This is a genomic window from Plantibacter flavus (genome assembly GCF_051487245.1).
GTDB classification, from domain to species: Bacteria; Actinomycetota; Actinomycetes; order Actinomycetales; family Microbacteriaceae; genus Plantibacter; species Plantibacter flavus_B.
Genome location: NZ_JAHVDH010000004.1, coordinates 22352 through 48775, shown reverse-complemented (window position 1 = coordinate 48775; position 26424 = coordinate 22352). Strand labels below are relative to the sequence as shown.

At 66.4% G+C, this 26424-nt stretch carries 25 protein-coding genes and 1 tRNA gene; 16 read left to right on the top strand and 10 right to left on the bottom strand.

Annotated features, from left to right (window positions below):
- The first annotated feature begins 76 nt into the window (after positions 1-76).
- Positions 77-583, top strand: coding sequence for a MarR family winged helix-turn-helix transcriptional regulator (locus KXS11_RS10600; protein ID WP_437385546.1), 507 nt, complete (start codon positions 77-79; stop codon positions 581-583).
- Positions 584-630: 47 nt separating this feature from the next.
- Here the strand turns inward: KXS11_RS10600 and KXS11_RS10595 are convergent, their stop codons facing one another.
- The 3 genes from KXS11_RS10595 to KXS11_RS10585 all read right to left on the bottom strand — a co-directional run bounded on the left by KXS11_RS10595 (position 631) and on the right by KXS11_RS10585 (position 4574).
- Complete coding sequence (locus KXS11_RS10595) at positions 631-2355, bottom strand: L-aspartate oxidase (protein WP_437385545.1); 1725 nt, start codon at positions 2353-2355, stop codon at positions 631-633.
- A gap of 184 nt (positions 2356-2539) precedes the next feature.
- A complete protein-coding gene (locus KXS11_RS10590) occupies positions 2540-3022 on the bottom strand; it encodes a GtrA family protein (protein ID WP_437385544.1) in 483 nt (160 codons plus the stop codon).
- Positions 3009-4574 carry a glycosyltransferase family 39 protein gene (locus KXS11_RS10585; protein WP_437385543.1) on the bottom strand — a complete coding sequence of 522 codons (1566 nt, stop codon included), beginning with the start codon at positions 4572-4574 and terminating at the stop codon, positions 3009-3011. Before KXS11_RS10585 ends, KXS11_RS10590 begins: the two co-directional genes overlap by 14 nt.
- Positions 4575-4829: 255 nt before the next feature.
- Here KXS11_RS10585 and KXS11_RS10580 point away from each other — a divergent pair, with 255 nt between their 5' ends.
- The 3 genes from KXS11_RS10580 (at position 4830) to KXS11_RS10570 (ending at position 8289) form a co-directional block, all read left to right on the top strand.
- Positions 4830-5507, top strand: a complete 678-nt coding sequence (locus tag KXS11_RS10580) for a response regulator transcription factor (RefSeq protein ID WP_437385542.1) — start codon at positions 4830-4832, stop codon at positions 5505-5507.
- The gene (locus KXS11_RS10575; protein WP_437385541.1) at positions 5507-6892 is read left to right on the top strand and encodes a sensor histidine kinase; all 1386 of its coding nucleotides are present in this window, start codon (positions 5507-5509) and stop codon (positions 6890-6892) included. The genes KXS11_RS10580 and KXS11_RS10575 overlap by 1 nt, the downstream gene beginning before the upstream one ends.
- 380 nt (positions 6893-7272) lie before the next feature.
- Positions 7273-8289, top strand: coding sequence for an NADPH:quinone reductase (locus KXS11_RS10570; RefSeq protein WP_437385540.1), 1017 nt, complete (start codon positions 7273-7275; stop codon positions 8287-8289).
- Positions 8290-8365: 76 nt separating this feature from the next.
- On the opposite strand, the gene KXS11_RS10565 is transcribed toward KXS11_RS10570, so the two are convergent.
- From KXS11_RS10565 to KXS11_RS10555, 3 genes are read right to left on the bottom strand one after another with little or no spacing between them, the layout of a single operon-like run.
- The gene (locus tag KXS11_RS10565; protein ID WP_437385539.1) at positions 8366-9256 is read right to left on the bottom strand and encodes a MetQ/NlpA family ABC transporter substrate-binding protein; all 891 of its coding nucleotides are present in this window, start codon (positions 9254-9256) and stop codon (positions 8366-8368) included.
- Positions 9257-9309: 53 nt separating this feature from the next.
- Complete coding sequence (locus KXS11_RS10560) at positions 9310-10080, bottom strand: methionine ABC transporter permease (RefSeq protein WP_437385538.1); 771 nt, start codon at positions 10078-10080, stop codon at positions 9310-9312.
- The gene (locus KXS11_RS10555; protein ID WP_437385537.1) at positions 10077-11081 is read right to left on the bottom strand and encodes a methionine ABC transporter ATP-binding protein; all 1005 of its coding nucleotides are present in this window, start codon (positions 11079-11081) and stop codon (positions 10077-10079) included. Before KXS11_RS10555 ends, KXS11_RS10560 begins: the two co-directional genes overlap by 4 nt.
- A 219-nt stretch (positions 11082-11300) precedes the next feature.
- Between KXS11_RS10555 and KXS11_RS10550 the strand changes: the two genes are divergently transcribed.
- A tRNA-Gly gene (locus KXS11_RS10550) sits at positions 11301-11374 on the top strand.
- Positions 11375-11517: 143 nt separating this feature from the next.
- Here KXS11_RS10550 and KXS11_RS10545 read toward each other — a convergent pair.
- The gene (locus tag KXS11_RS10545; RefSeq protein ID WP_437385536.1) at positions 11518-12021 is read right to left on the bottom strand and encodes a hypothetical protein; all 504 of its coding nucleotides are present in this window, start codon (positions 12019-12021) and stop codon (positions 11518-11520) included.
- Between the two features lie 219 nt (positions 12022-12240).
- Here KXS11_RS10545 and KXS11_RS10540 point away from each other — a divergent pair, with 219 nt between their 5' ends.
- The 9 genes from KXS11_RS10540 (at position 12241) to KXS11_RS10500 (ending at position 23324) form a co-directional block, all read left to right on the top strand.
- Positions 12241-12585, top strand: a complete 345-nt coding sequence (locus tag KXS11_RS10540) for a DUF3800 domain-containing protein (protein WP_437386014.1) — start codon at positions 12241-12243, stop codon at positions 12583-12585.
- Positions 12586-12767: 182 nt separating this feature from the next.
- The gene (locus tag KXS11_RS10535) at positions 12768-14507 is read left to right on the top strand and encodes a DUF6119 family protein (RefSeq protein WP_437385535.1); all 1740 of its coding nucleotides are present in this window, start codon (positions 12768-12770) and stop codon (positions 14505-14507) included.
- A gap of 538 nt (positions 14508-15045) precedes the next feature.
- Complete coding sequence (locus KXS11_RS10530; protein WP_437385534.1) at positions 15046-15423, top strand: hypothetical protein; 378 nt, start codon at positions 15046-15048, stop codon at positions 15421-15423.
- The gene (locus KXS11_RS10525) at positions 15410-16054 is read left to right on the top strand and encodes a hypothetical protein (RefSeq protein ID WP_437385533.1); all 645 of its coding nucleotides are present in this window, start codon (positions 15410-15412) and stop codon (positions 16052-16054) included. Before KXS11_RS10530 ends, KXS11_RS10525 begins: the two co-directional genes overlap by 14 nt.
- A gap of 637 nt (positions 16055-16691) precedes the next feature.
- Positions 16692-17693, top strand: a complete 1002-nt coding sequence (locus KXS11_RS10520) for a LacI family DNA-binding transcriptional regulator (protein WP_437385532.1) — start codon at positions 16692-16694, stop codon at positions 17691-17693.
- 166 nt (positions 17694-17859) lie between these two features.
- Positions 17860-19989, top strand: a complete 2130-nt coding sequence (locus KXS11_RS10515; RefSeq protein WP_437385531.1) for a beta-galactosidase — start codon at positions 17860-17862, stop codon at positions 19987-19989.
- Positions 19990-20029: 40 nt separating this feature from the next.
- Positions 20030-21382, top strand: a complete 1353-nt coding sequence (locus tag KXS11_RS10510) for an ABC transporter substrate-binding protein (RefSeq protein ID WP_437385530.1) — start codon at positions 20030-20032, stop codon at positions 21380-21382.
- 53 nt (positions 21383-21435) lie between these two features.
- Positions 21436-22386 carry a carbohydrate ABC transporter permease gene (locus tag KXS11_RS10505; RefSeq protein ID WP_437385529.1) on the top strand — a complete coding sequence of 317 codons (951 nt, stop codon included), beginning with the start codon at positions 21436-21438 and terminating at the stop codon, positions 22384-22386.
- Positions 22383-23324 (top strand): carbohydrate ABC transporter permease, encoded by a 942-nt coding sequence (locus tag KXS11_RS10500; protein WP_437385528.1) that lies wholly within the window; start codon positions 22383-22385, stop codon positions 23322-23324. Before KXS11_RS10505 ends, KXS11_RS10500 begins: the two co-directional genes overlap by 4 nt.
- 198 nt (positions 23325-23522) lie before the next feature.
- Here the strand turns inward: KXS11_RS10500 and KXS11_RS10495 are convergent, their stop codons facing one another.
- A complete protein-coding gene (locus KXS11_RS10495) occupies positions 23523-24137 on the bottom strand; it encodes a TetR/AcrR family transcriptional regulator (RefSeq protein ID WP_437385527.1) in 615 nt (204 codons plus the stop codon).
- Between KXS11_RS10495 and KXS11_RS10490 the strand changes: the two genes are divergently transcribed.
- On the top strand, positions 24136-24726 hold the full coding sequence (locus KXS11_RS10490) for a substrate-binding domain-containing protein (RefSeq protein WP_437385526.1): 591 nt from the start codon (positions 24136-24138) through the stop codon (positions 24724-24726). The two genes, KXS11_RS10495 and KXS11_RS10490, sit on opposite strands and share 2 nt — an antisense overlap.
- 134 nt (positions 24727-24860) lie before the next feature.
- Here the strand turns inward: KXS11_RS10490 and KXS11_RS10485 are convergent, their stop codons facing one another.
- A complete protein-coding gene (locus KXS11_RS10485) occupies positions 24861-25145 on the bottom strand; it encodes a winged helix-turn-helix transcriptional regulator (RefSeq protein WP_437385525.1) in 285 nt (94 codons plus the stop codon).
- A gap of 212 nt (positions 25146-25357) precedes the next feature.
- Here KXS11_RS10485 and KXS11_RS10480 point away from each other — a divergent pair, with 212 nt between their 5' ends.
- Positions 25358-25735 (top strand): YybH family protein, encoded by a 378-nt coding sequence (locus KXS11_RS10480; protein ID WP_437385524.1) that lies wholly within the window; start codon positions 25358-25360, stop codon positions 25733-25735.
- A gap of 32 nt (positions 25736-25767) precedes the next feature.
- Here the strand turns inward: KXS11_RS10480 and KXS11_RS10475 are convergent, their stop codons facing one another.
- A complete protein-coding gene (locus KXS11_RS10475; RefSeq protein WP_437385523.1) occupies positions 25768-26424 on the bottom strand; it encodes a DUF4386 domain-containing protein in 657 nt (218 codons plus the stop codon).

Here is a 26424-nt window from a genome sequence, read left to right as displayed (position 1 = left end):
ATCGCCGATTTCGCTGCATTCTCGGGCGACTCGACAGGGTCGACCGGCTAGCGTGGACGGAGGACCGGGAGGCGACATGGGCAAGGGAGATGACGACGACGTCGACATCGTCATCGACGCATGGGCCGCAGCGCTCCCCGACGTCGACTTCGCGCCCCTCGACATCGTGTCGCGACTGCGCCGTCTGCTGCCGCAGATGCAGGAGGTGCGGAGCGCGTCGTTCGCGGCGAACAACCTCCGCACCTGGGAGTTCGAGTTCCTCTCGGTGCTCCGTCAGCACGGAGGGGACGGCATGACGCCGTCGATGCTCGCCGCCCGCCTGCACGTGACGAGCGGCAATCTCGCGAGTCAGCTCGACCGGCTGGCCGCCCGCTCCCTCGTCGCCCGGCAGAAGAACCTCGCCGACGCCCGGAGCAAGATCGTCGTGCTGACGCCGCTCGGCCGGCAGCGCGTGGACCAGGCGATGCGACGCCTCGTCGAGGACGAGAACGCGATGCTCGCCGACCTCACCCGTGAGCAGGTCGCGGTGTTCATCGAGAGCCTGCGCATCATCGGCAACGCGTTGGAGCGGCGCGAGCGCTGAGCGCACGTTCCGGACGGGCCTGAGCTCAGAGGCCGGCTCTCGCTCGGCTACTCCACGAGCTTGCCCGCGACGGACACCTCTTCCATGAGGGCGGCGATCTCAGCGGGGATCTCCGGGATCGACTCGCGTTCGATGCGACCGGGGCCCGACCACACGAGGTTCACCTGCAGGCGCTCATCGAGCTCGGGGTAGTCCGCGCGGTTGTGGCAGCCGCGGGTCTCGCGACGCTCCAGCGCGGCCTCGAGCGTCGCCCGGGCGGACAGTGCGGCCGACTTCAGGTCGAAGGCGTGCGCGAGGTCCTGGTAGCCGGCGATGTCGGGGTGGACGCCGACGTCGGCGATGCGCGCCTCGATCGCGTCGAGCTCCGCCAGCCCGGCGAGCAGCCCGGTCTCGTCCCGCACGACGCCCGCGTGCTCGGTCATCGTGTTGCGGATCGCGCGTTGGAGCGCGCGCACGTTCTCGGGTCCGTCGGAGGCGAGCAGTTCGTCGATCTCGGCACGCGCCTCGGCGACGGCCTCGGCCGACCGGAGCTGCGCCTCGAGGCCCGCCGAGTACTCCGCTGCGGCTTCGCCGACGATCCGCCCGAAGACGAGCAGCTCGATGAGCGAGTTGCCGCCCAGTCGGTTCGCTCCGTGCAGTCCGGACGAGGCCTCGCCGATTGCGTACAGGCCGTCGACGCCGGTGCCGTGGTCCTCCGGTCGCACCCACACGCCGCCCATCGAGTAGTGCGCGGTCGGAGCGATCTCGATCGGGGTGGTGGTGATGTCGAGCATCTGCAGTTCGAGGAGCGTCTGGTACACGCGCGGCAGGCGCGTCATGATCGTCTGGCGCGGCAGGTGGGAGACATCGAGGAGCACGCCGCCGTTCGGTGTGCCGCGACCCTCCTTGATCTCGGTGTACGCGGCGAGGGCGACGCGGTCGCGGGTGGAGAGTTCCATGCGCTCCGGGTCGTACCGCGCCATGAAGCGCTCGCCGAGGCCGTTGCGGAGGATGCCGCCCTCGCCACGTGCGGCTTCGGAGACGAGTGTGCCGGCGGCGTTCTCGGGCTCGATGAGGCCTGAGGGGTGGAACTGCACGAGCTCGGGGTCGCGGATGCGGCCGCCGGCCTCGACGGCGAGACGGAACGAGTCGCCGGTGTTCTCGTCGCGTCGGGAGGAGGTGCGGCGCCAGATGCGGTTGTGGCCGCCGGCAGCGAGGATGACGGCGTCGGCGTGGATGAGGTAGCGGGTGCCGTTCTCGAGGTCGAAGCCGTAGGCGCCGAAGATCACGTTGTCGCGGACGAGGAGCTTGGTGATGTACACGGTGTCGAGGATCGGGATGTCGAGCTGAGCGGCGCGGTTCACGAGCGTGCGCTGGATCTCGAGTCCGGTGTAGTCGCCGGCGAACGCGGTGCGACGGAACTTGTGCGCACCGAAGAACCGCTGCGAGATCCGGCCGTCCTCCTCCCGTGCGAACGGCATGCCGTACCGCTCGAGGTCCTCGATCCCGCGGGCCGCGCCCTCGGTGACGATCTGCACGGTGTGGGGGTTCGCCAGCAGGTAGCTCTCCTTGAGGGTGTCGGCGGCGTGCTGCTGCCAGGAGTCCTCGGGGTCGATCGTCGCGAGGGCCGCGTTGATGCCGCCTGCCGCGAGCGAGGTGTGGGCGTCGGCCTTCTGCCGCTTGCCGACCGCGATGACGTCGACGCCGCGTTCGGCGAGTTCGATCGCGGCGCGGAGCCCGGAGCCACCGGTGCCGATGACGAGGACGGAGGTGGACAAGCGGTGTTCGTGCACGGGACGCTCCTTCGGGATGCGGACGCTGCTGCGGCCGCTCTCGGATCCTATGCACCCCGGGGCGATCAACCAAGGTAACCCTTACTAAGGCTCGCCTTAGTGCTACCTCATCGTGTCACCGTGACCTCGTTGAGCCGCCCGAATCTGCACGGAAATCGGCGATTTCCGCGCAGATCAGGGCGACTCAGGAGGCGGTGGTGACGCCGCGGACTGCGGCCCGACGCGGTGCGAACACCCAGAACCGGTAGAGCACGAACCGGAACACCGAGCCGAGGATCAGTCCGACGACGTTCGCCGAGACGTTGTCCGCGAGCGGCGACGTCAGGTGCAGGACGCTGTGCGACACCCAGAGGCACAGGAGGGCGATCGCACCACCGGCGAGACTGACACCGGCGAACTCGACGGCCTCGCGCACGACGTCCACACTCCGGCCACGCCCGGAGAAGGTGTACAGCCGACTCCCGATCCAGTTCGTGAGGATCGCGAGCGAGGTGGAGATCGCCTTCGCCGCGATCAGCCCGCCGCTGCCGCTGTGTTCCAGGACGAAGAACGCGAGGATGTTGAACACCCCGACGTCCACCAGGAATCCGGCCCCGCCGACGACCGCGAACCGCAGCAGCTCGGGGAGGAGCCCGTTCCGCTCCCGGAACCGATCACGAATCGACATGCCGAGGCTCCTTCACGAGTCGGTAGACGATGCTCCGGTGGACGGGGTACGACGCCTCCACGGTGTAGCCCAGGGCTCTGAGCGACGCCACGTCCGGCGTCGCCGAGGACCCTTCCACCACCCACACGGTGTCGTGGGCGAGCAGTTCGGCGTGGACGTCGGCCAGCGGACGGACGGCGTCCCACAGTGAGGGTCGGTCGCGGAAGGAGGTCGTGAGCGCGACGTCGTCGAGCCCGGCGAACGCCGTCGGGTACAGGTCGATCGCGAGCCGCGACCGCCGTGACGGCTTGACCGACTGGTCGAACACGATCGCGTCACCGGCCGTCGCATGTGCGGCGACGACGTCAGCGGTCTGGCGCAGGTCGCTGCCGTCGTCCTTCGCGAACTCGCCGCGCTGGCCGATGATGGCGGGAGCGGCGAGGCCGGCCAGCAGCGCGAAGGTGAGTGCGGTGCCAGCCAGCGGCGTGCGGGTGCCACTCAGCGCGCCGACGAGGGTGCGGACCCCCAAGGCGATGAGGATGGCGACGGCCGGCGTGCAGAACGTCACGTACCGGAGGTTGTACATGGGGGTCAGCAGCTCGTTGCCGATGATCAGGATCGCGGTCGGCATCACGACCCAGACCGCGATGATCGCGAGTCCGTACCGCTCGTCCGTGCGGCGTCGCGACGTCAGGACACCGATCGGTGCGATGAGCATGAGCGCCCACGCGACCATGGCGAAGGCAGGGAGTTCGAACCACTGCCCGACGAGCACCGACGACGCCGTGGCGTAGTCGCGACGCCCGAGGAAGGCGATCTGGCCCCGCTCGGCGACCCCCGCGATGAGGATCGGCAGCGCCAGGACCAGGGCGATCGACAGCGACCACAGCCAACGACGCACGACGGCTCGCCCCGGCCGGAGGCTCATGGCGGCGGCGAGGTGCACGAGTACGAGGAGCGCGAGGTACAGGAACAGGTAGACGGATGCGGCGGATGCGACGGCGAACAGCACCCAGTCGCGCCGACGGACGATGCGCCGGCGGAGCAGGACGATGAACCAGTGCGTCAGCCAGACCGCCACCGCCATGCCGAACGCGTAGGAGCGGGCTTCCACGCCCATGCGCGTCACCTGCGGGATGATCGCGAACACCAGGCCAGCGAGGACGCCCGTCGGAGTGCCGAACAGTTGCCGGGCGAGGACGACGACACCGGCTGCGGCGAACCCGGTCGCGACCGCACTCGGGAACCGGGCGACCCCCTCCGCGCTGCCGAACCAACCGATCCAGACGTGGAGGAACAGGTAGTAGGCGCCATGGACGGCGTCGACGTGACCGAGCATCTGCCACAGCACCGGCAGCGGTCGTGTCGCAGCGAGCACGCTGGCCGCCTCGTCGCCCCAGTACGACGGGTTCCCCGACCCCGTGAACGCGAGCGCCCCGGCGGCCACGCCGACCGCCGGGGCCGGAAGCCACCGTGGGATCCGCCACGCGGTGGAGCGTCCGCGGAACCGTCGAGCGGGCGCGGCCGACGAACCCGGCTCGCCGACAGCCGTACCGCGCGTCGTGACGGTCATGAGGTCCCTCCACGGCATCCGGACGGACACCGACCCTCTGATCGTCGCGACGCGCGCTGGGGCGACCGTGGGACCGGGCACCTCGTTCCTGAGAACTCGTACACGAATGCCCGCAGGATCCCGATTCCGCGAGCGACCCGCTCAGGACCATCCATGGCATCCGTTGAGCGCTCGGGGTGCAGGGTCGCGCCGAGGGGACGGACCTAGGATGTGGGTGCGCCGTCGCCGTGGCGGCCACCCGCGGAAGGGGCGCCGATGAAGATCCTCGTCGTCGATGATGAGCCGGAGATGACCGACCTCCTCGCCCGCGGACTCTCCGCAGACGGCCACGACGTCATCGAATCGCATGACGGCATCGAAGCCATGGGGGTCGCGTCGGGCGGCGACGTCGAGCTCGCCGTCGTCGACGTGATGCTGCCCGGGATGTCCGGCTTCGAGCTCAGTCGACGCCTCAAAGCGCTCGACCCCACGATCGCGATCATCCTCCTCACCGCCCGCAACGCCGTCGACGACCGGATCCGCGGCCTCGACGCCGGAGCGGACGACTACATGGTCAAGCCGTTCGACCTCGCCGAGCTGTCAGCCCGCATCCGCGCCGTCCGTCGCCGTGACGCCCTCCACGCGCCGACGCGGATCGAGACCGGTGCGCTCATGATCGACCTGACGCGCCACCGGGCGAGGGTCGGCGATCGCGACGTCCCGCTCAGCCGCACCGAGTTCGACGTGCTCCGCACGCTCGCCCTCCGACTCGACGAGACGGTCACGCGCGCCGCGATCATCGCCGAGGTCTGGGAGTCCACCGCACACATCGACCCCAACATCGTCGACCAGTACGTCAGCTACCTGCGACGCAAACTCGACCAGGTGGACAGCGGAGTCCGCATCGTCACGACCCGAGGCGTCGGCTTCAGGCTCATCGTCGAACCACGCTGATGACGGTCCTCCAGAACGTCGGCATCCGCGCCCGCATCGCGGGAGGCAGCCTCCTCATCGCGATCCTCATCGCCGTGGCCGCCGCGGTCGTGTTCAACGCCCAACTCGAACGCATCGTCCGAGACGGCACCGAGGCGGTGCTCACCAGCGACAGCGCGCCGTACGTCGTCGCCCTCGAAACCGAACCGGGCGAGTCCTTCGACGTGCCGGGCCCCTCGCAACTCGTCGCCGTGGTCGCGCCCGACGGGACGACCCCCGTCGACACGCTGCCGTCGGCGCTCGCCGCGAGCGTGCCGGCGCTCGTCGCGACGGCGGGGAGCACCGAGGCCGAGGCGGGGGACACCTCCTTCGTCGTGCTCACGACCAAGGTCTCCGTCGCGGGGGAGGACTGGACCGTCGTCGCGGCGCGGGACGGGGTGGAGGAGCGCACGGTGCTCGGCCAGTTGCGGGCGCTCGTCTTCATCGGGCTCGGAGTGATGGCGCTCGGTACCGCCGCGACCGCGTGGGCCCTCACCTCCGTGTCGCTCGGCCCGGTGCGCCGCATGCGTCGGACTGCGGCGGCGCTGAGCGAGGAGGAGTCCACCGAACTCCTGGACGTCGGCGAGGCGAACGACGAGATCTCCGATCTGGCCCGCACCCTCAACGACCTGATCGAGCGACTGCGCTCGTCCGCGCTCCGAGAGCGGCAGCTCGTCTCCGACGCGAGCCACGAACTCCGCACGCCGATCGCGCTGCTGAACACGCAGCTGCAAGTGGCGATCCGAGAGGCCTCGTCCGTCGACCAGCTCGTCCGCGACCTCCGCGGCGCGCAACGCAATGTCGCCCGGCTGTCGGGTCTCGTCACCTCGCTGCTCGAACTGTCGTCGATCGAGGCCGTCGGCCACGTCGAGCGGGCGACGCTGCTCGAACTGGATCGGGAGGCCTTGGAGGCTGTCGACCGTGCACGCTTCAGGGCCGATGACACGCGGGTCGAGCTGCGGTACGAGGGTCTCGAGGGCGACGGTGGCGCGACGACGCGCCCGGTGGACGCCCAGTCGCCGACGGCGCAGATCCGAGCCGAGGACTTCGGGCGGGTCATCGACAACCTCGTGGACAACGCGCTCCGCGCGCTCGGCCAGGACGGATCGATCGACGTCCGACTGGAGCACGCAGGCGGATCGGTGCGGTTGACGGTGGTCGACACCGGCGGTGGCCTCGACCCGGCGTTCGAGGCGCACGCGCTCGACCGGTTCACCCGCCAGGACACCTCGCGGCGTGGCGGCCAGGGCGCTGGACTCGGGCTCGCGATCGTCGCGGCGGTCGTGAAGCGCGCGGGCGGTGTGGTCGAGCTGCAGAACCGGCCCGGAGTCGGCCTGACCGTGCGGGTCGTCCTCCCGACCGTTTGACCACGGCGCGTGTCGCGCTCCAGGTGCAGTGGAATCCCCCATGACGCAGGACAGGCGTGCGGGGTTAGCGTGCTCTCACATCGATCCGAAGGAACGAACGGGCCGATGGGTCGGGGCTCGAACATCCGACCGTTGGTGCAGGACCGAGGTCGACGCGGGGGCGAAGGCCTCGACGACCTGCTGCACGCCCGGGTGCTCCCCGGTTCCTTGGGCGAAGCAGGTGCAATGGCCGGTCCCGCCGCATCCCCTTGCAGGCGGGACCGGTCGTGCGCGCCCGGCGACCCGCTGAGTCGCCCGGAACTGCAGGCAAACCGGCGATTCTCGAACATGATCGGGCGACTCGGGGGAATGCGGGGGAGGTCCGACTCCTTGCACCCTGCATGAGAGCGATCGTGTACACGAGCACCGGTGATTCGTCCGTCCTGCGGCTGCAGGAGCGTGACCCTCAGACACCAGGTGCGGGTGAGGTGGGGGTCCGGGTCGTCGTCTCCGGCGTCAATCCGACCGACTGGAAGGCGCGCGCCGACACCAACCGGGTGGTCGATGCCGACGGCATCGTGCCGAACCAGGACGGCGCGGGCGTGGTCGAAACGGTCGGCGAAGGCGTCACGGATGTGCGGGTCGGCGACCGTGTGTGGGTCTTCCTCGCCGCGCACGAGCGGCCGACGGGGACCGCGCAGGAGATCACCGTGCTCCCGTCGAGCCGTGTCGCGCGGCTGCCGGAGGGCATCGACTTCGACCTCGGTGCGAGCCTCGGTGTGCCCGCGATGACCGCCCACCGCGCGCTCACCGTCCACGAGTCCGGCCCGGCGCGTCTGTCGCCTGGGGCGCTCGACGGGCGCTTCGTCCTCGTGCAGGGCGGAGCGGGCGCCGTTGGACATGCTGCGATCCAGCTCGCGGTGTGGGCGGGGGCCACCGTCATCGCGACCGTCAGTTCCGACGAGAAGGCCGAGCTCGCCCGTGCGGCCGGCGCGCACCACGTGCTCCAGTACCCGGCCGACGACCTCGCCGAGCAGATCCGTGCGATCGCGCCGGCCGGCGTCGACCACATCGTGGAGGTCGCGCTCGCCCAGAACGCGGCGCTCGACGTCGCGGTGATCGCGAACCACGGCAGCATCGGCTACTACGCGAACAACAACGGTGAGGAGTTCACCGCGCCGATCGTCGCGAGCTTCGCGAAGAACGTGCGCTGGCAGGGCCTGCTCCTCTACACCGTCGGTCCCGAGGCCATCGCGGCAGCGGCGGACGACATCGTCGCTGCACTCGAGGACGGCGCGCTCCCCGTCGGCGATGCGGCCGGGCTGCCGCTCGTCTGGTTCCCGCTCGAGGAGACCGCCGCTGCGCACGACGCCGTCGAGCAGGGTGCCGTCGGCAAGGTCCTCATCCGCGTCAGCTGAACGCACTGAGTCGCCCGGTCCTGCACGAAAATCGACGATTTTCGCGCAGGACCGGGCGACTCAGTGGGAGCGACGGCTATTTGGCGTCGAGAGGCAGGAGGATGCCCTTCACCGTCGGGTCCGTCGCGAGGAACTCCTGCACGGCCGGGTCCTGGAACGCCTTGATGAGCTGCTTGATGTTCTCGGTGTCCTTGTACTTCGAACCGATGGTCAGCTGACCGGCGAAGTCGTCAGGTGCCTGCGGTGCGTAGATCTGCTGCTCGATCGGGATGTTCGCCGCCAGGTAGTACTCGGTGTAGCCGACGGCGGCGTCGAGGTCGGGGAGTGCGCGGGACTGCGCTGCGAAGTCGAGCAGCGTGAACTGCAGGTGCTTCGGGTTCGACTCGATGTCGTCCTGCGTCGCCGTTCCGGGTTCCGTGCCGGCCTTCAGGGTGATCAGGCCGGCGCTCTGCAGCAGCCACAGGCCCTGGGCCTCATTGGCGGGGTCGGAGTACAGCGAGATGGTGCCGCCGTCGGGGATCTCGCTGACGTCGCCGTACTTGTCGCTCCACAGCCCGAAGCCCCAGCGGAACACCGGCGTCGCCGCCTCTTCCGAGAAGTCGGGATTGGCTTCGAGCACCTGACCGAGCCAGAGCTTGTGCTGGTACACGGTGGCCGCGACCTCGCCGTCGTTCACCGCCCGGTTGATGGTGTTGCTGTCGGAGAGGCCCTTGAACTCGACGGTGATGCCGTACTTCGGAGCCACCTCCTTGGCGACGAAGTTCACGAGCGCCTGCTCGGAGGCGTTGCCCTCGGCGGTGGCGACGTAGAGCGTCGCGCCCTGCTGCTCGTTCGCGGACGCCTGGGGGAGCAGCTGCGGCACGGCGATGATGGACGCGATGCCGAGGGCGACGACTGCGCCGCCGGCGATCCACGGCCATCGGCGCTTCTTCTTCAGCTCGAAGCCGAGCTCGGTGTCGGTGGACATGGTGGTGCCTTTCGCTGGGGTGTGGGAGGTGGAGCGGTGTTCGGGGAGGAGGTCTAGACGGTGACGGGCCGCGGCGTGCGGCGGCCAGCGGAGGCCCGTGAGCCCCGCACGGCGCTGGGTGTCGTCGCCCGCACGAGGGCGTCGCCGGCGAGCTGCACCAGGGCGACCGTCGCGACGAGGATGACGATGGTGGCGAGCATCACCGTGTTGTCGAAGCGCTGGTAGCCGTAGGTGACGGCGACGTAGCCGATGCCGCCCGCGCCGATCGTGCCGGCGATCGCGGAGTACTCGATCATGGCGATGGTGTTGATCGTGAGTCCGCCGATGATCTGCGGCACGGCCTCACTCAGCTGGGCGGTGCGGATGACCTGCAGGCGGGAGGCTCCGGATGCGCGGGCGACCCGGGTGAGGGCGACGGGCACGCTGCGCAACGAGTTCTCGACGATGCGCGTGAAGAACGCGATCCCGGCGATCGACATGGGGACGACCGCCGCTGCGATGCCGATGTTGGTGCCGGTGATGAGGCGGGTGAACGGCATGATCGCTGCCATGAGGATCAGGAACGGCAGCGAGCGACCGACGCTGATCACCCAGCTGAGCGTCTGGTGGGCGGCCCGGTTCTCGAACAGCCCGCCGGGAGCCAGGTTGTGGACCGCGGCGCCGAGCGGGATGCCGACGAGCACCACGATCGCCATGACGATGCCCACCATGATGAGCGTCTCCCCGAGAGCGGGGAGGACCAGGGCGGGGATGTCGGCGAGCGGAACCTGGTTGCCGAGGTGGAGTTGGCCGGTGTGCAGTTGGCCGGTGTGCAGGGCGCTCATGCGACGAGTTCCTTCGAGGTGAGGGGCGCGGCGGAGCGGATCGAGAGGCCGAGTGCGCTCGCCGCGGCGGAGATGCGCGGCTCGTCCGCGGAGGTGAGGGCGATCGTCGCGTGCCCGACGGCCTGGCCGTCGATCGTCTCGATCGCGGCGCCGAGGAGTGAGACCTGGCCGACGGACGCCGACAGTCGGCTCACCCAGTCGGCGGGGACGTCGGCCGAGGCGTAGGAGACGATCCACTCGGTGAGTCCAGGGGCGGGGACGACGGACGGGCGAACGGGGTTGAGGGCGAGCCCGAGGGGCGATGCGGGATCGCGGAGCAGGTCGACGAGTCGGCCCGATTCGACGATGTGGCCGTGGTCGAGGCGTGCCACGGAGTCTGCCACCTGTCGTACCGTCTCCATCTCGTGGGTGATGAAGAGGATGGACAGTCCGAGGTCGTCGCGCAGTTCCTTGAGGAGTGAGGTGATCGCCGCGGTGGAGGCGGGGTCGAGTCCGGACGTGGCCTCGTCCGAGAGCAGCACCGACGGGCGGAGGGCGAGGGCGCGGGCGATGCCGACGCGCTGGCGTTGGCCGCCGGACAGCTGGTGTGGGTAGGCGTTCGCGCGGTCGGCGAGTCCGACGCGGTCGAGGAGTTCCGCGACGCGCTTCTTCGTCTCGGCTTTCGTGACGCCCAGGTATTCGAGCGGCAGGGCGACGTTCTGCGCTGCCGTGCGGCGGCTGAACAGACCGTCGGATTGGAAGATCGTGCCGATGCGGCGCCGTGCCACGCGGAGTTGCTCCTCTGAGAGCTGCGAGAGGGCGTCGCCGTTGACGATGACCGACCCGGACGTCGGGCGCTCGAGCAGGTTCACGCAGGCTGCCAGCGTGCTCTTGCCGGCGCCGCTCGGGCCGACGACGGCGAAGATCTCGCGTGCTTCCACGGAGAAGTCGAGTCGGTCGAGGACGGTCACGGCGTCGTCGCCATGGCCGTAGACCTTCGTGAGCTGTTCGAGCTGGATCATGCGCACGATGATGGAGCATTCCGCGTGCCGCGCACAGACGGGCCGACGTACGCAGTCACAAACCGTCGCGGACCGTCACAAATATCTGTACTCAGTCCCGAAACGCTGTCGTGAGGCGCGACCGCGGCCGCCTGTGCACCGATCACGACCATGGGGTCCACCGCGACGATGTGCTGCCCGCGAGGTCATGTACGATTGCACAGGACGCTCCGGCGCCACGCGGATGTAGTTCAATGGTAGAACTTCAGCTTCCCAAGCTGATAGCGCGGGTTCGATTCCCGTCATCCGCTCCACCACTGGGATCGCGGGCCATCGCCCAATGCGTCAACACCGGCTTGATTCGCCCAGGTTGTCGTTTATTCGTCGCTTTTCCAGCGCTCCGCAGTCGGCCGAAGATCGCAAAAGTTGATTTGTGCCGCCCGGCTTTGGTGCTCGGTCAGACGTAGAGCGTTCTTTTGCGTTCGGTCCCGTCGGCATCTGTCCAAGTCAGTTCGATGGCCGTGACGCTGGGGCTGGCGAGTGACTTCTCGATCGAGAACGGGATCGTGTCGTTGGGAGCAAGTTCCACCGGTAGCGGCCCGGCGTAGGTGGCCGCCTCATCGCCACCCGGCGTGGCATCCCGGAACCCGGTCAGCCTTGCTGCGGCACCGTTCTGCGTTGAATCGTTGCGGAGGCGGTATCGGTTCCTGGTCTCCTGCCATGTCGTCCAGGTGACCGGGCTGACGATTGGTCCGTCCGACGTAATTCTTGGGCCTTCGCCAGATCTTCGCAGTTGCTCATTAGATGCGCCGGTATTCGCCGCGCCTTTCAGGGTCTCCACCCCACCCTGTGTCCTAATGGACTTGACGAGTGCGATTGTGCTGACCACCGCTGCCGCAATGCCGCCCACGCCGCCGAACCACGCCGGTACAACAGCGCCCCAAAAATCCACTTCGCTCATTCGCTGAGCGTAACGGAATGCGATCGACCCATCGCGACAGCGAAGAGTGTCCGAGAGTTGACGAGTTATCAGGACGGTCAAGGCCGTGCTCGATCTAGACGACTGGCCGCAGAAATCCGTCCGCAGTGGAACGGCGCCTCGCGACGGTCGAGAGCATTAGCTCTCTCGCGCGAAGGTCTTCAGCTGAACGAGCAGGCCGAAGGCCGCGGCGCTCTCCTCATGGTGATCGCGGACGAGATTCCTGGTCAGCTCACCCACCACCGAACGATCGGCGACGATCGAGAGCTTGGCGCTCCAACGCTCGCCTCAGCTCGACTCGAGGCCAACAACGTTCCGATCGAGTTTCGACGCTCGGGCCAGACCCCAGGCCTGCAGGCGGCCGACCTCGTTGCCTATCTGTATCGCCGCCTGGACCATTACCCTGACGGGGACCAACGATCGCGGCGGGCGGCTGACCGCCTGTGGGCGGCGATCGAGCCAGCCATTCTCCACGTGTGGGTGTGGCGCCGGTCAGGCACGAGAGCCCCGCGTGAGCGGGGCATCCGGCGAACAACGCTCTGGTAACCAGCCCGTCGTGCGATCCATGTTACCGGGAGCAGGTTTGGGAAGCCACCCGGTGCAGAGGGTGCGATCGAGTGTCCTCTTTATCTTGGGCCAATCCTGAGGGGCAGCTTGGGAGATCTTGAGACTAAGTCGACAGTCTTGCTTTGTTGGAGATGGCTGAAGTCTCCGGATAGGAGCGAGCAATGGCGGCGAAAGCAGGAATCACGGTTCCGATCTACCGAATTGATGTGCAGGGTTTCCTCGACGTTCTCGGTGAGGAGGTGAGCCTAACGGACGTTCCGCGGCGGCTCGTTCAGTCATACAACACTGAGAAGTCTCAGATCGTCTACAGGACGCAAGGGCACTCGGAGATCGACGGGCACTACATCGAGCTGTTCCACAACGTCACCTCTCAACCGCAGACAAGCGCCTGGGTAAAGTTCTTCGAAAGCTCAGGCATCGACCTTCCTGAGATCGCGAGTCAGTTTCAACAGCTGTTGTGTTTCGTCGTGATTGACGCCGAGCTCTACGCGTTCACTGCTGGCCAAGCCGCAGTTGTATTCGAGCGCTACGTTGACATCGCCTTCCCGCTGGAGGTGGGTCGCCGGGTAGCCAAAGGTGAGGTGCGATCGGCCAGGGCGAATCAGATCACCGGCCGTACTTTGATGAGCGATCAGCATTTTCGTGATCCGCGTCGTATCACGCTGACGGAGTCGCTCGACACCGTCTGGAGTTCCTTGAGTGGCGATGTGCGGGCGGAGTGGTTGGCTGACGGGCGGCTGCAGGGCATTTTCGGACTGAAGAAGAAGATGCGAATCAGTGTCACCGGATCAGTCCGGCTAGGACCGAAAGTGGAATCCTTGGAGAAGATGGTCGCGCTCGTCACCTGGCTTGGATGGGTCGTCGATGAGGCACTGCCGGTCGACGATGCATGGGGTGCTTTGGATGCGATCAAGGCGCTCAACTCTCGCAAGCAGAAGCGCTTGATCGAACGGCTGCGCATAGAGCTCGCGCGACAGATCTTCGTCGAAAAACGCACCGAGGATCTCGCGCTGTCCCACGCCGACGTTTCGTTCTATACCGGCGCGAGCGAGTACGTCGTGACTGATGACGGGACCGTTCTTGCGGAGTTTGAGGTCGAGCCGACCTTGCGGGAGATCGTGGATGCAGCGACGGTCGACGGCGATCGAAACGAGCAGGCCCTCGAATCGATCATCATCACGAGTGCGAATGAAGACTACGGTGCCTATTTCGCGACGCGGGCAAACCTGGCGGCGCATCTTCACGGCGAGCTACGTATGGACAACAAGACCTACTTCCTGCTGTCAGGTCGATGGTACGAAGTCGATGCGACATTCATAGACAGCATCAAGCGGGAGTTCGTCGAGCTTGCGGGAACGCTCGACTTGGAGCGGCAACTGGTGGGTCTGCGCGACTGGCGAAGCGAAGACCCCGAGGGCGTCTACAACACGACATCGATCGATCACAGTTTCTCTATCAATGGCGACACGATCCTGACGGACAACATTGAACTCTTCGATACGCTTTCCTTCGCGCAGGAGGGGGTGCTGCACATCCTGCACGTCAAGCGCGGGTTCAATGTCAAGATTCGCGACGTCCGCTCACAGCTTCTTGCTTCGGCGCAGCTCATCGAGAATGATTTGCGGACGGGCGGCAAGAAGCTTCGAGCGCATCACGGCCAACTCGTAGCGAAGGGCCGAACGGAGCTGTCGGAAGATGCCTTCGTTGAGCTCTTCACCCGCTCGCGTGTCTACGGTCTCTGCTACGCGACCGAACGGCAGATCTCTGCGTCCTCCGCTAGTTCGTTCCGATCGAGTGTCGCCAAAATGGAGCTTGTGTCTCTCAACGCTGCGTTCCGTCAGCTGAGTTCGAATGACCTGACTGCCTCGTTCAGGCTGATCTGGATCCCGATTGTTCCGTAGGGGGTTCTATGGAGTTCGTACTCCGATGAAGTGATCCTCGCATGGGTACGTGGGATTTCCCCGTTTGGAGGCGAGCGCCCTTTCCATTGTCGCTTCGTCTGTAAACCACGTGACATTGAGCGCGGTTGTGACGAGATCGATGAGGCCGCCCACACCTGCTGGGCGAACTGAGCCGCTTATCGGGCTGTCGATGATGTGTCGTCCGTTGCTGTAAAAATTCTGGTCGCGGGGGAGGATCAAGTCGTACATTTGCGTCGTGCCGTCGGGACCCAAGAACGGGCATACGAGAACCCACCAGTCTGCCGCCACGATGGATCCGCGCGCTCAAGCGTTCATCGATTGTGTCAGACGAGATGGGGTGGGCTGCGGCGCCGGAGTTGCGGTTGGATTACGTGGTCCCTTCGGCAAGGCAGCCTCAATGTTCGCGATTCGCTGGCGCTACTCGTTTTTCAGGTCGCTCGCTGCACGTCGGGGCGGGTTCGGTCGGGACGAGTGTGAGTATGTTTAGCGTCACCCTGTCGGTTGGAGAGATGTTCCGATGAAGGTCAACAAAGACTCGCGACTGCTGCGAGGTATCAGTGGTCGTGCGCTTCTTACGGTTTTTTGGGTTCTTTGCGTGCTTATGGGACTCTACGTCGTCGTGTTCATCCCGGTGATGGTCGCACTGCGGCAGTACGTGCCGACGTTTCTCACAGGCGTCAGCCTGGTCCTCGCTGGGGGCGTGATGGTTCTGCTGGCTTCGCGTCGGTTCCCGGCTGAGTTGCGCCGCGGGTACACGACGAGTTTGATCGGGCACACGCATGTCGATCAGATCGATCCTCGGTCTGGTCAGGTCATTCGCCGTGCTGGTGAACCGCTGCTTCCGCGTGCGGAGCGCCGGGCTCGTGAGCGGGAGGCGCGTCGTGAAGTTCGCTGACGTTCGGTGGGTCGTTGTGGCGCCGATCCTGGTTGCAGCGGTCGTCGCGATCGTCGGGTTCGGTATCCGTGCGGCCGATGCGTTCGGGAACGGGCCATCGTCTGCGCCGGGTTTCGTGCTGGTCTTCCTCGGGGCGTTCATGCTGGTCGGTGTGCTGTGGTGGTTCGCCGCCCGGCGATCGCGCGTGGACACGGCTGCTCTCGTCGCGGCGGTCGCGAAGCGTCGACCCAATGAGCGCGTGCTCGCGTTCCTCAGCACTCCGGGTCTCCGGAAGGAGTGTTCGGCGGTGGATGCGGCATCGCTCGCGAAGTGGGGCGACGGCCGAGCAATGTACGTGCTCTCCTGGAACGACTCGAATCTCACGCTGTGGGACCAGGTCGCCGGAGCGAACGAAGTGCTGCACATTCCCCGGCATGCGGTCTCGACCGTCGAATCGAGGCCGTCAGCGGCCGGCATCCGGACGTTCCAGTCTCTCGTCATCGGCGTCCTCTCAGCTGGTCAGCCGGTCCCGGCGCAGATCGAACTGCCCATCGGCCGTGTCGGCGAGCACAGCTTCGAGACGTTCGGCGAGGGGGCGCTGCGAGAGCTGCAAGCGGAATTCCGGCGCAAGGCCAGCGCGGCTGAGGTCTGACGATCTGGCGTCGACACAATCGACTGCGATCGATGGTCGTTGTAGCGGCGCAAGACAGGAGTTGGACAGGGTTATGCGCCTGCCGTCCACGCCTGACGTGTCTATCGCCTCACGGTTTTCTCACCCCAAAATCGAGCTCACCATGCCTCACCACGTCTCACGCTCCCGTGGAATCACGCGCAAGTGCACTCCAGTGAGCATCAGTTAGACAACAGTTGGTAACTTCAGCTTCCCAAGCTGATAGCGCGGGTTCGATTCCCGTCATCCGCTCCACATGCCTGGTCAGGGCATCTTGTCGAACTTCGCCTGCTTGCACGATTCGCCCTGGAACCGACCGATGTCATCGTCCTCTCATCGCGTGCGAACTCGAGGGTTGTCCGCGGCTCGTGCAGAACCGGAAGACGCCAGCAGGCGCGTGGCTGTGCGCCGAGGAATGCTTGAACCCCTTGTGCTCGCGAGTGTCGGGGAGCGTCGGGGAGCGTCGCAGGTGCGGTTGAGGCCGCGATCGAGCGCGCCGACACCCTGCGGCGCGCATGCGTCGCACAGAGGGACCCCCGATTGCAGATGACGACGACCGGCCCTCTCCGCTGACATAATTTCGCGGTTCACGCGGGGAACCGTTCAGTATGTTGTAGTCATGAAGTCTGCGACGATCTACGACGTTGCCAAGCGGGCTGGCGTATCGCATCAGACGGTCAGCAGATACCTCAGCGGTTTCGAAGGGATTCGACCGGTCACGCGCGACAAGATCACTGTCGCGCTCGCCGAGCTCGAGTACAAGCCGAATTCCGCCGCGCGTTTCCTGCGACTTCAGCAGATCAACCGCATCGGATTCCTCGCCGACCGCATGGACCAGAGCGGCCCGTCTCGGACGCTGTTCGGGGCGACCCAGGCGGCTCGAGAACTCGACTACGTGCTCGACATCGTGTCCATCGACGGCGGGGATGAGCAGTCGGTGACTGAGGCTGTGGACTTGATCACACAGAGTCAGGTGGCCGGAATCGTGCTGTCGGCACAGACGCAGGCCGGACGGGCCGCGATCGAACGACGACCGCTCTCGATACCCGTCGCTCGAGACTTCGGCCTGGTGATCGAGAGCACGAACGAGAGCATGAACCGTGCCGCGGGCCGGATTGCAGCAGAGCACCTTGTGGCCCTTGGTCACCGTCGCGTCGCGTACCTTGCGGGCCCGAGTCAATGGACGGCATCGGTGGAGAGGCGTTCGGGCTTCGAGGAGGCGCTCACGGCCGCGGCCGGCACGATCGTGGTGTCCGAGGAGGGTGACTGGTCGGCGCGCTCCGGTTTCGACGCCTGCGAACGGCTGCTCGCAGCCTCCTCCGGATCGTTCACGGCAGTTGCCGTCGGCAACGACGCGATGGCGCACGGGGCCCTCGCGTCGCTCGCGCGAGCTGGACTTCGAGTACCTGAGGACGTCAGCGTGGTGGGCACCGACGACGTCCCGGAAGCAGAGTTCATGGTGCCGTCGCTGTCGAGCGTGTCCATGGACTTCGCGTTCGAAGGTCGCTTCGTCGTCACGACGCTCATTGCAGAGATCGAGCACCGACCGGCGCACGGTGGTCTGACGCTCCCGCTCCCACGCGTGGTGGCCCGCGCGTCGACAGGGCCAGCCCCAGTCTGACGTCCGCGATCCCGTCGGACGCCGAAGCCCTCCGACCACCACGGTCACGGCGAGTCTGAGGTGATTTCGTGCTGCCTCTTGCGCCTTCCGCCGGCGTCGATTATGTTCCTCACAGGCCTAATGTTATCGACAACATTTTTTGATGGCCCACGCAGATTGGTCAACGATGACAACACCACCGACGCACGCCGGCATCCTGTTCGGCGCGGCCTACTACGTCGAGTACCAGGTTCCAGGGAGCCTCGATCGCGATCTCGATCTGATGGTGGAGGCTGGCTTCACCGTCATCCGTGTGGGGGAGTCGGTTTGGTCCACCTGGGAGCCACGCGAGGGCGAATTCGAGCTGGACTGGTTGCAACCGGTGCTCGACGGCGCTGCGGCGCGCGGCCTCTCAGTCATCCTCGGCACCCCCACGTACGCCGTCCCGCCGTGGTTGCAGGTGCGGCACCCGGAGATCGCCGCCGAGCCGCAGACGGGTAAGCGCAACGGTTGGGGCGGCCGCCAAGAGATGGACCAGAGTCACCCCGTCTACCGCTTCTACGCGGAGCGGATCGTTCGCAAGGTCGTCGCCCGGTACGCCGATCACCCGGCGGTCGTCGGCTGGCAGGTGGACAACGAGCCCGGCATGCAACTGCCGCACAACGACCACGTCTTCGACCGTTTCGTCGCTTGGCTTCGCACGCGCTACGGCACGGTTGAGCAGGTGAACGAGGAGTGGGGTCTCGTCTACTGGTCGCACCGCATCACCGAATGGTCCGAGCTGTGGCGCCCCGACGGCAACCTCATGCCGCAGTACGACCTCGAATGGCGTCGATTCCAGAGTGAGCTCGCCACCGAGCTCATCGCCTGGCAGGCCGAGGTCGTCCGCGAGTACGCCCGACCAGACCAGTTCGTCACCACCTGCATCTCCTACTCGCGACCTCAGGTGGCGGACGACCAGCTCGTCGCAGCTCTCGATGTCACGGCCGGGAACCCGTACTACAAGATGCAGGACGGTCTCACCATCGGCGTCGAGGTCCCTCGTGAGGCCGCGTGGTGGCACACCGGTGTGTGGGCTCTGCACCAATGGGGCGACCGCGCCTGGTCCTCCGCGCAAGCTCCCTTTCTCGTGACAGAGACCAACGCCCAGTCGATCGGCGGCCCCTGGCAGAACAATCCGCCGTTCGACGGACAGATCAAGCAGGCGGCGTTCGCGTTGATCGCGCGGGGTGCCCGGATGATCGAGTACTGGCACTGGCACACGCTGCACTTCGGCGTCGAGACCTACTGGGGTGGGGTGCTCCCGCACAGCCAGCGGCCGGGGCGCATCTACCGCGAGGTGGCGGCGCTCGGGCAGTCGCTTCACGACATCGGCAGCGCACTCGACGGCTTCGAACCGTCCTCGGACGTGCTCATGCTGTGGTCGAGCGATACCAAGTGGTCGTTCACGAGCTACCCGCCGCTCGCCCGCCCCGACGGCAGTGCCGACCCGGACTCGTACGTGCAGCTCTTCGACGCGCACTACCGGGGGCTGTCGGAGGCTGGCGCGCAGGTGCGCGTGCAGCACGTGTCGCAGTTCGTCCGCGAGTCTGCCCCTGAGCTGGTCCGTCGTTGGCCGGTACTCGTGGTCCCCGCGCTCTATGTCGTGGACGATGAGACGCTGGCGGCGCTCGATGCCTACGCCGAAGCCGGTGGACACTTGGTGCTCGGCATCCGTACGGCGTACGGCGACCACCTGGCGCGCGCTCGAAGAGAGCCGGCTCCGGCCAAGCTCGCGACGGCAGCCGGTGTCTGGTACGAGGAGTACAGCAACCTCGATGAACCGCTCTCGCTCCTCGCCGATGCCGCGATCCAGCTCGAAGACGGTTCGGCAGCGACCCGCTGGGCCGACATCCTTCATGTCGACGATGCCGAGGTCCTCCTCAGGTTCGCCGAGAACGAGATCGGGGCGTCCGCCGCGATGACGACCCGCCGTATCGGGAAAGGCCGCGTCAGCTACATCGCGACCGTCCCCAACCCGCAGCTGTCACGTTCCATCTCGCGATGGCTCGTCCCGCAGACGGCGCACCGCGCGTGGAATGCATCAGCGTCGGTCACCGTGACCACCGGCACCAGACCGGACGCTGGCGACGTCGCTTTCGTGTCCAACTGGTCCGGCACCCCCGGCACCGCGACCGCTCCCGGAATCGTTCGGGACCTCGAGAGCGGGACCGTGCACCAAACCGGTTCGACCATCGAGCTCGCGCCCCGGTCGGCGCGCGTCTTCGAGGTCGTCGAGGCGGACCACGGCGTCACCGCCACCACGACCGCTCCATAGCTGCTCCATGACCACTCACCCAACACCGAGGAAGAACAACATGAAAACCAGGTTCACAGCAACGGCGCTGATGTCCATCGCCGTCGTCAGCGCGCTCGCCCTTGCAGGGTGCAGCGCTCCATCGTCCAGCGGTGGCGGTTCCTCCACCGCGCCGGTCTCGCAGGCGGACATCGACAAGGCGATGACCACCCCCACCACGATCACCTTCTGGAGCTGGGTGCCCGACATCCAGAACCAGGTCGACATGTTCGAGGCGAAGTACCCCGATATCACCGTGAAGCTCGTCAATACGGGCACGGGCAGCGTGCAGTACCCGAAGCTTCGCACGGCGCTCAAAGCCGGCAAGGGTGCACCGGACGTCGCGCAGATCGAGTACCAGTACATTTCCTCGTTCCGGCAGACCGGCAGCCTCGTCGACCTCACGCCTTACGGGGGTGCCGAGCTCGAAGACGAGTACGTACCGTGGGTCTGGAACCAGGTCTCGACCGACGACGGGGTCTGGTCGGTTCCGCAGGACTCCGGCCCGCTCGGCAATCTGTACCGCTCCGACATCTTCGAGGCGGCCGGTATCACGGCGGCACCTGAGACCTGGGCGGACTTCGCCGAGCAGGCAAAGACCATCCGCGCCAACACGCAGTCGTACATCTCCAACCTGCCCGGCAACGACCCCGGTCAGATCATGGGCCTGTTCTGGCAGGCGGGCGCGAAGCCGTTCTCGTACGACGGCGATAAGACGGTCGGAATCGACCTCGACTCCGCGGACACGCAGAAGGTCGTGACGTTCTGGCAGGACCTGATCGACCAGGATCTCGTCTCGACCGACGCAGACTTCAACGATGCCTGGTATCAGGGCTTCTCCTCCGGCAAGTACGCCAGCTGGCAGACTGCGGCTTGGGGACCGGTCTTCCTGCAGGGGACCGCGGCGAACACGAGCGGCAAGTGGACCGCGGCAAAGATCCCGCAGTGGAAGGCGGGCGAGGACGTCTCCGGAAACTGGGGCGGATCGTCCGACGCCGTCATCACCGGCACCAAGAACCCAATCGTCGCCGCGGAGTTCTCGAAGTTCATCAACGGCGCCACGGAGCCCACGCTCGCGTTCGCAAACGAGCAGTTCCTGTTCCCGACGACGACCGCAACCCTCACCAGCCCAGAGTTCACCGATGCGGCCTCCGACTTCTACGGCGGGCAGAAGGTCAACGAGCTGTTCGCCGGTGTCTCCGACACCGTGAGCACCGACTTCGAGTGGCTGCCGTTCATGGACTACGTGTACTCGAGCTTCAACGACACCCTCGGCAAGGCCATTGCCGATCACGCTGACATGTCAGCAGCCCTCACGGCCTGGCAGGACGACGTCGTCGCCTACGCCAAGCAACAGGGTTTCACCGTCAAGTAGTGCTCACCGAGGGCGTCGTCGTGAGACGGCGCCCTCGCAGGCGAAGGAGCAACATGTCCACCATCCCCGTCCGGCGCGAATCCCCCGGCTCCCCATCTCGGACGCGCACCGTCCGTCGGCCCGGCTCGCTGCAACGGCCGCAGCGCCTCGCCGCCTGGCTGCTCACCGTCCCGTTCCTGCTGATCTTCGCCGCGATGTTCATCGTGCCTCTCGGATACGCCGGCTACCTCAGTACGTTTACCTCGCAGCTCGTCGGCGGACAGGTGTTCTCCGGCCTCGCGAACTACGCGCGCGCCCTCGAAGACCCCAGTTTCTGGGCTGGTCTCGGACGGGTCGCCCTCTTCCTCTTCGTCCAGGTGCCGATCATGCTCGTGATCGCGCTCGCCGTTGCACTCGCCCTCGACACCGGGCGGGTGAAGGGCGCCAAGTTCGTGCGCCTCGCGATCTTCGTTCCCTACGCCGTCCCCGGCGTGGTGGCGACGCTGATGTGGGGGTACCTGTACGGCACGCAGTCGGGGCTCATCGCCCAGCTGTTCCGGGCGCTCGGGCTGCAACCACCTGACCTGTTGTCGCCGCAGAACGTGCTCGGCAGCACGATGAACATCGTGAGCTGGGAGTTCATCGGCTACAACATGATCGTCCTGTACGCAGCGCTGCGGTCGATCCCGGCCGAGCTCTACGAAGCTGCGGAGATCGACGGCGCAGGTCCGTGGCGGGTGGCGTGGAGCATCAAGATCCCCGCGATCCGGCCGGCCATCCTCCTCACGGTGATCTTCTCCGTCATCGGATCGTTCCAGCTCTTCAACGAACCGAACCTGCTGTACTCCATCGCGCCGAACGCGATCGGCTCCGACTTCACGCCGAACCTCTACGCCTACAACGTCGCGTTCAAGAACCAGGACATCAACTACGCGGCCGCGATCGCATTCCTCCTCGGCTTCGTCATCATGATCATCAGCTATGTGGTGCAGCTCACCACGGCTCGCAAGGAGCGTCTCTCATGACCATCGCACCCGATGCCTCGATCATCACGGCGTCCGCGAACGAGCGCGTCGGTGGCACCCGCAGGGCAGTCCGTCGGCCAGTCGTCGAACGGGACAAGCGACGCAGTCCGATCCTGACGATCATCCTGTGGATCTCGCTGGCGTACTTCCTTCTGCCTCTCGTCTGGTTGGTCATCTCGTCGACGAAGACCAACGCTGACCTGTTCAGCACCTTCGGGCTCTGGTTCGGTCGCACGTTCGAACTGTTCACGAACATCGGTCAGCTCTTCACCTTCCAGGACGGAATCTTCCTGCGCTGGATGGGGAACACGATCTTCTACGCCGTGACGAGCGCCGTCGGTGCGGCACTGCTCGCGACGATGTGCGGCTACGCCCTCGCGAAGTACACCTTCCGCGGACGGTCAGTGATCTTCGGCCTCATCCTCGGAGCGGTCATGGTGCCGTTGACCGCGCTCGCGATCCCCACCTACCTGCTCTTCAGTGCGGCGAACCTGGTGGACACCCCGTGGGCGGTCATCCTGCCTTCGCTCGTCAGTCCGTTCGGTGTGTATCTGATGCGCGTGTACGCGGCGGATGCGGTGGACGACAGTCTCATCGAGGCGGCTCGCATCGACGGTGCGGGTGAGCTGCGGATCTTCGCCACCATCGCCATGCGTCTGTTGGCGCCCGGGCTCGTCACCGTGCTCCTCTTTGCTCTCGTCTCCACCTGGAACAACTACTTCCTGCCGCTCATCATGCTGAACGACCCCTCGCTGTTCCCGTCGACAGTCGGTCTGGCGCAGTGGCAACAGGCTGCGACCGGAGGCGGTGGCGCGCAGGTACTCTTCTCGACGGTGCTGACCGGTTCGTTCGTGTCGATCATCCCGCTCGTCGTCGCCTTCCTCTTCCTCCAGCGCTTCTGGCAGTCTGGCCTGAGCGCCGGAGGGGTCAAAGGATAGGAAGAACCGTCCGCCCGTCTCGAAGGTCAAGCAGCGAGAACGACCGATACGCGATACACGTCAGCCTTCACAGGAGCTCTCATCATTTACGGCATGCTCCGAAGCGATCGGCACGACCTCGTCGGGAAACAGGAGTTGGACCGGGTAGTTCGTGGCCGCCGTGCCGCATCTCTGCAGCAGCGACGTGATTCGAGCAGCTCACCGGGCCGAACCGTTTGAGGGAGGGCTGACCAGTCGCACCACTGCTTGAGCGAGCACTTCGGCAGCGTCTGAGGTCTCGGTGGGTGAGAGTGAGATCGTTCGCCGGAGAACGGCCATGATTGCTCCGAAGGCGGCTGTGACGAGGATCTCGAACTCGAGGGTCTCCGGTGCAGAACCGCCGACGATGATCGCGGCGCGAACATCCGCTCGGATCCGCTGTCCTCGTGGGTCGTCTGCTTGCTCGAGCAGTGGGAGACGGCGCGCGAGGATCGCGGCGACCAGCGGCCGCTCGAGTGCCAGCCGCCCGGTGTGGCGCACGCTCTCGATCAAGCGGTTGATCGGATCGGCATCATCAGGTGTGCGCTCGTCGAGCCAGCTGAGGTAGTCGTCGACGGCCAGGGACGTCGCCGCGTCGAAGAGTTCCTCCTTGGAGGAGAAGTAATTGTAAAAGGAGCCGAACCCGACGTCGGCGAGTTCGGTAATGGCCTGGATGCTGGCGTGCCCGTCTTCTCCCTCCGAGACCAGGCGCTGAGCCGCCCCGATCAAGGCCGCACGCGTGCGTTCCTTGCGGCGGTCCTGCCGGGGAGGACGTGGCGCATCTGCAGAGCTCATGGTCCTCCTGAACGCCGATGCGAGTGGGGCGGCGTGCACGGTGACGACCGACAACGAGCACGGTGGATACCTCGCGGCGCGACACTTGATCGAGACCGGGCGTCGGCGACTCGTCTTCGCCGGTCATCCGGAGATGGCCGTGCAGGCGAAGGACCGGTACGTCGGTGCGCGGCGTGCCGTTGCGGAGACCAACGGTGCGGTCTCGCTCGATCTGCTCGTCAGCCATGAGGTGCAGGTGGGCGACGGGCGTCAGATCGGGCACGAGATCCTCGCGATGCCCGAACAGGAACGACCGGACGGCGTCGTCGCTGCGGCCGACCTCTTGGCGCTCGGCGTCATCCAGACCCTGCTGACGGAGAGCTCCCTGCGGCCACCGGACGACATCGCGATCACCGGATACGACAACAACCGGTCTGCTTGGAGCAGCATCATTCCGATCACCACGATCGATCAGCCGGGCGAGCAGATGGGGGCCACCGGCACGCGGCTGCTGCTCGACGAGATCAACCGGCCGAGCGATCACCTCCATGAGCATGTGCAGTTGAAGCCACGTCTGATCGTGCGCGACAGCTCAGTGCGCACTCCCTAGGCCGAGCGGCGCGACCGGTCGGCGACACGCTCGTCGTCGACCGGCGCCTTCAGCATGTATTGAAGCGCTCCACATTCCGGTGAACCGCCCCTCACTCGTTCGCAATGAGTCGGAGTATTCGCCGCTCTCGCCGTTCAGTTCACGAAGTTCTCTTCAGGGACGGTCGACGCCCAGGCGCCCATGGCGTCGAGCACTGTGCGCATCCCGGCACCGAGCTCGGTGAGTTCGTACTCAACGCGCGGTGGGATCTCAGGGTAGGCCGTCCGAGTCACGAGGCGGTGCGCCTCGAACCGGCGCAATCGGTTCGTGAGGGTGTGCGCGCTGATCCCTGGAAGGGCGTCCCTCAGCTCGGTGAAGCGGCGAGGGCCTGTGAGGAGCTCTCGAATGATGAGGGTCGCCCATGGGCCGTCTGCAAGCATCAGGAAGCGTGCGACTCCACAATCGGGGAGCGGTGACACCGCGGTTCTGGACACATGATGACCCTATCTCCATTAGTGCACTTGATATTACTGGTGCTGCGTATGCACTAATAGGGGTGCAGGTGGAACGCCGGCCACTGCGCCGTCGACATCCATCACAGTCCGCCCCGCGTCAGAACGCTTCTGGCGCCGCACACAGAGGAACCACACCGATGCCCACTCCCATCACCGAACTCAGCAGCCTCCCGCTTGCGTTCGCAGATCGTTTCAACGCCGGCGACGTCGAGGCGCTCCTCGACCTCTTCGCGCCTGATGCGGTGTTCGTTCCTGCGCCAGGAGTAACCGTGTCGGGGGATGGTGTGCGCGAAGCTCTGAATCAGTTCCTCGCGATCGGACTCCCCTTCAACCTGACTCCGGTGCGGGTCCTCCAGTCCGGCGCCACCGGGCTGATCATCGCAGACTGGACCATTGAGGGAGACGCGCCTGACGGCTCCGCAGTGTCCCTCGCGGGAAGGACCGCGGACGTCGCCATCTACGACGGTGTCGAAGGGTGGCGCTACGCGATCGACAACCCCTTCGGCACCGTTTGACGCCGACCGGGACGCTGGCGGTGGATTGTGAATCATGAACTCGGACGCCCGTACCGTTCGGAACGTCGGGACCCCCTGCGACGCAGCGCCCACCATCCGAGCCACACCATGAACACCGGTTCGCCGACGAACAGGTATGAGGCGATGTCGGCGGTGTAAGCGGAGGATGCCACGTTGCCGATGGCGTCGACAAGGTACGAGGCTCCAGCGAGTGACGTGAGCGCGCTGATCCAGCGCGGCACCACCCGCGAGCGCCAGGACAAGATCCCGAGCAGGACCAGGTGGGCGCCGAAGATGCCGAGCGCGCCATCCCAGGTTCGCTGGAACGTGTCTGCTCCTGCGGGCGTCGCTTGGGCGAGGGAGGCGATGGCGATTAGGAACACGATTCCATAGACGACCCGCGCCCCGCCGGTCAGTGCGGCGAGCCGAGGGTCCGCCGGCCGGAAGAGCCGCCACAGGGCCCATCCCGCGACGACGTCGAGTACCGCGATCAGCGCAGCGCCGGTGACCGCGAGCCAGAAGGCGGTCCCCTCTGGTGGTGCGGTGCCGTTCACGACGGCCTTGATCGGTCCGAGCAGTGACAGTGGCGCGAGTACTGCCATGACGAGGATCGCGATGGCTGCGACGAGCGCGGACGTCCGGTCGGTGAGGGGAGCGGGACGATCCTCTAACCTTACTTTGTAAGTCAT

Bases quoted from the DNA above. Each gene is read 5' to 3' on its own strand.
- KXS11_RS10570 (WP_437385540.1), top strand. From the start codon at position 7,273: ATGAGAGCGATCGTGTACACGAGCACCGGTGATTCGTCCGTCCTGCGG.
- KXS11_RS10580 (WP_437385542.1), top strand. From the start codon at position 4,830: ATGAAGATCCTCGTCGTCGATGATGAGCCGGAGATGACCGACCTCCTC.
- KXS11_RS10590 (WP_437385544.1), bottom strand. From the start codon at position 3,022: ATGTCGATTCGTGATCGGTTCCGGGAGCGGAACGGGCTCCTCCCCGAG.
- KXS11_RS10520 (WP_437385532.1), top strand. From the start codon at position 16,692: ATGAAGTCTGCGACGATCTACGACGTTGCCAAGCGGGCTGGCGTATCG.
- KXS11_RS10585 (WP_437385543.1), bottom strand. From the start codon at position 4,574: ATGACCGTCACGACGCGCGGTACGGCTGTCGGCGAGCCGGGTTCGTCG.
- KXS11_RS10545 (WP_437385536.1), bottom strand. From the start codon at position 12,021: ATGAGCGAAGTGGATTTTTGGGGCGCTGTTGTACCGGCGTGGTTCGGC.
- KXS11_RS10600 (WP_437385546.1), top strand. From the start codon at position 77: ATGGGCAAGGGAGATGACGACGACGTCGACATCGTCATCGACGCATGG.
- KXS11_RS10505 (WP_437385529.1), top strand. From the start codon at position 21,436: ATGTCCACCATCCCCGTCCGGCGCGAATCCCCCGGCTCCCCATCTCGG.
- KXS11_RS10490 (WP_437385526.1), top strand. From the start codon at position 24,136: ATGGTCCTCCTGAACGCCGATGCGAGTGGGGCGGCGTGCACGGTGACG.
- KXS11_RS10475 (WP_437385523.1), bottom strand. From the start codon at position 26,424: ATGACTTACAAAGTAAGGTTAGAGGATCGTCCCGCTCCCCTCACCGAC.
- KXS11_RS10500 (WP_437385528.1), top strand. From the start codon at position 22,383: ATGACCATCGCACCCGATGCCTCGATCATCACGGCGTCCGCGAACGAG.
- KXS11_RS10540 (WP_437386014.1), top strand. From the start codon at position 12,241: ATGGTGATCGCGGACGAGATTCCTGGTCAGCTCACCCACCACCGAACG.
- KXS11_RS10480 (WP_437385524.1), top strand. From the start codon at position 25,358: ATGCCCACTCCCATCACCGAACTCAGCAGCCTCCCGCTTGCGTTCGCA.
- KXS11_RS10565 (WP_437385539.1), bottom strand. From the start codon at position 9,256: ATGTCCACCGACACCGAGCTCGGCTTCGAGCTGAAGAAGAAGCGCCGA.
- KXS11_RS10485 (WP_437385525.1), bottom strand. From the start codon at position 25,145: ATGCTTGCAGACGGCCCATGGGCGACCCTCATCATTCGAGAGCTCCTC.
- KXS11_RS10510 (WP_437385530.1), top strand. From the start codon at position 20,030: ATGAAAACCAGGTTCACAGCAACGGCGCTGATGTCCATCGCCGTCGTC.
- KXS11_RS10535 (WP_437385535.1), top strand. From the start codon at position 12,768: ATGGCGGCGAAAGCAGGAATCACGGTTCCGATCTACCGAATTGATGTG.
- KXS11_RS10495 (WP_437385527.1), bottom strand. From the start codon at position 24,137: ATGAGCTCTGCAGATGCGCCACGTCCTCCCCGGCAGGACCGCCGCAAG.
- KXS11_RS10575 (WP_437385541.1), top strand. From the start codon at position 5,507: ATGACGGTCCTCCAGAACGTCGGCATCCGCGCCCGCATCGCGGGAGGC.
- KXS11_RS10515 (WP_437385531.1), top strand. From the start codon at position 17,860: ATGACAACACCACCGACGCACGCCGGCATCCTGTTCGGCGCGGCCTAC.
- KXS11_RS10560 (WP_437385538.1), bottom strand. From the start codon at position 10,080: ATGAGCGCCCTGCACACCGGCCAACTGCACACCGGCCAACTCCACCTC.
- KXS11_RS10530 (WP_437385534.1), top strand. From the start codon at position 15,046: ATGAAGGTCAACAAAGACTCGCGACTGCTGCGAGGTATCAGTGGTCGT.
- KXS11_RS10555 (WP_437385537.1), bottom strand. From the start codon at position 11,081: ATGATCCAGCTCGAACAGCTCACGAAGGTCTACGGCCATGGCGACGAC.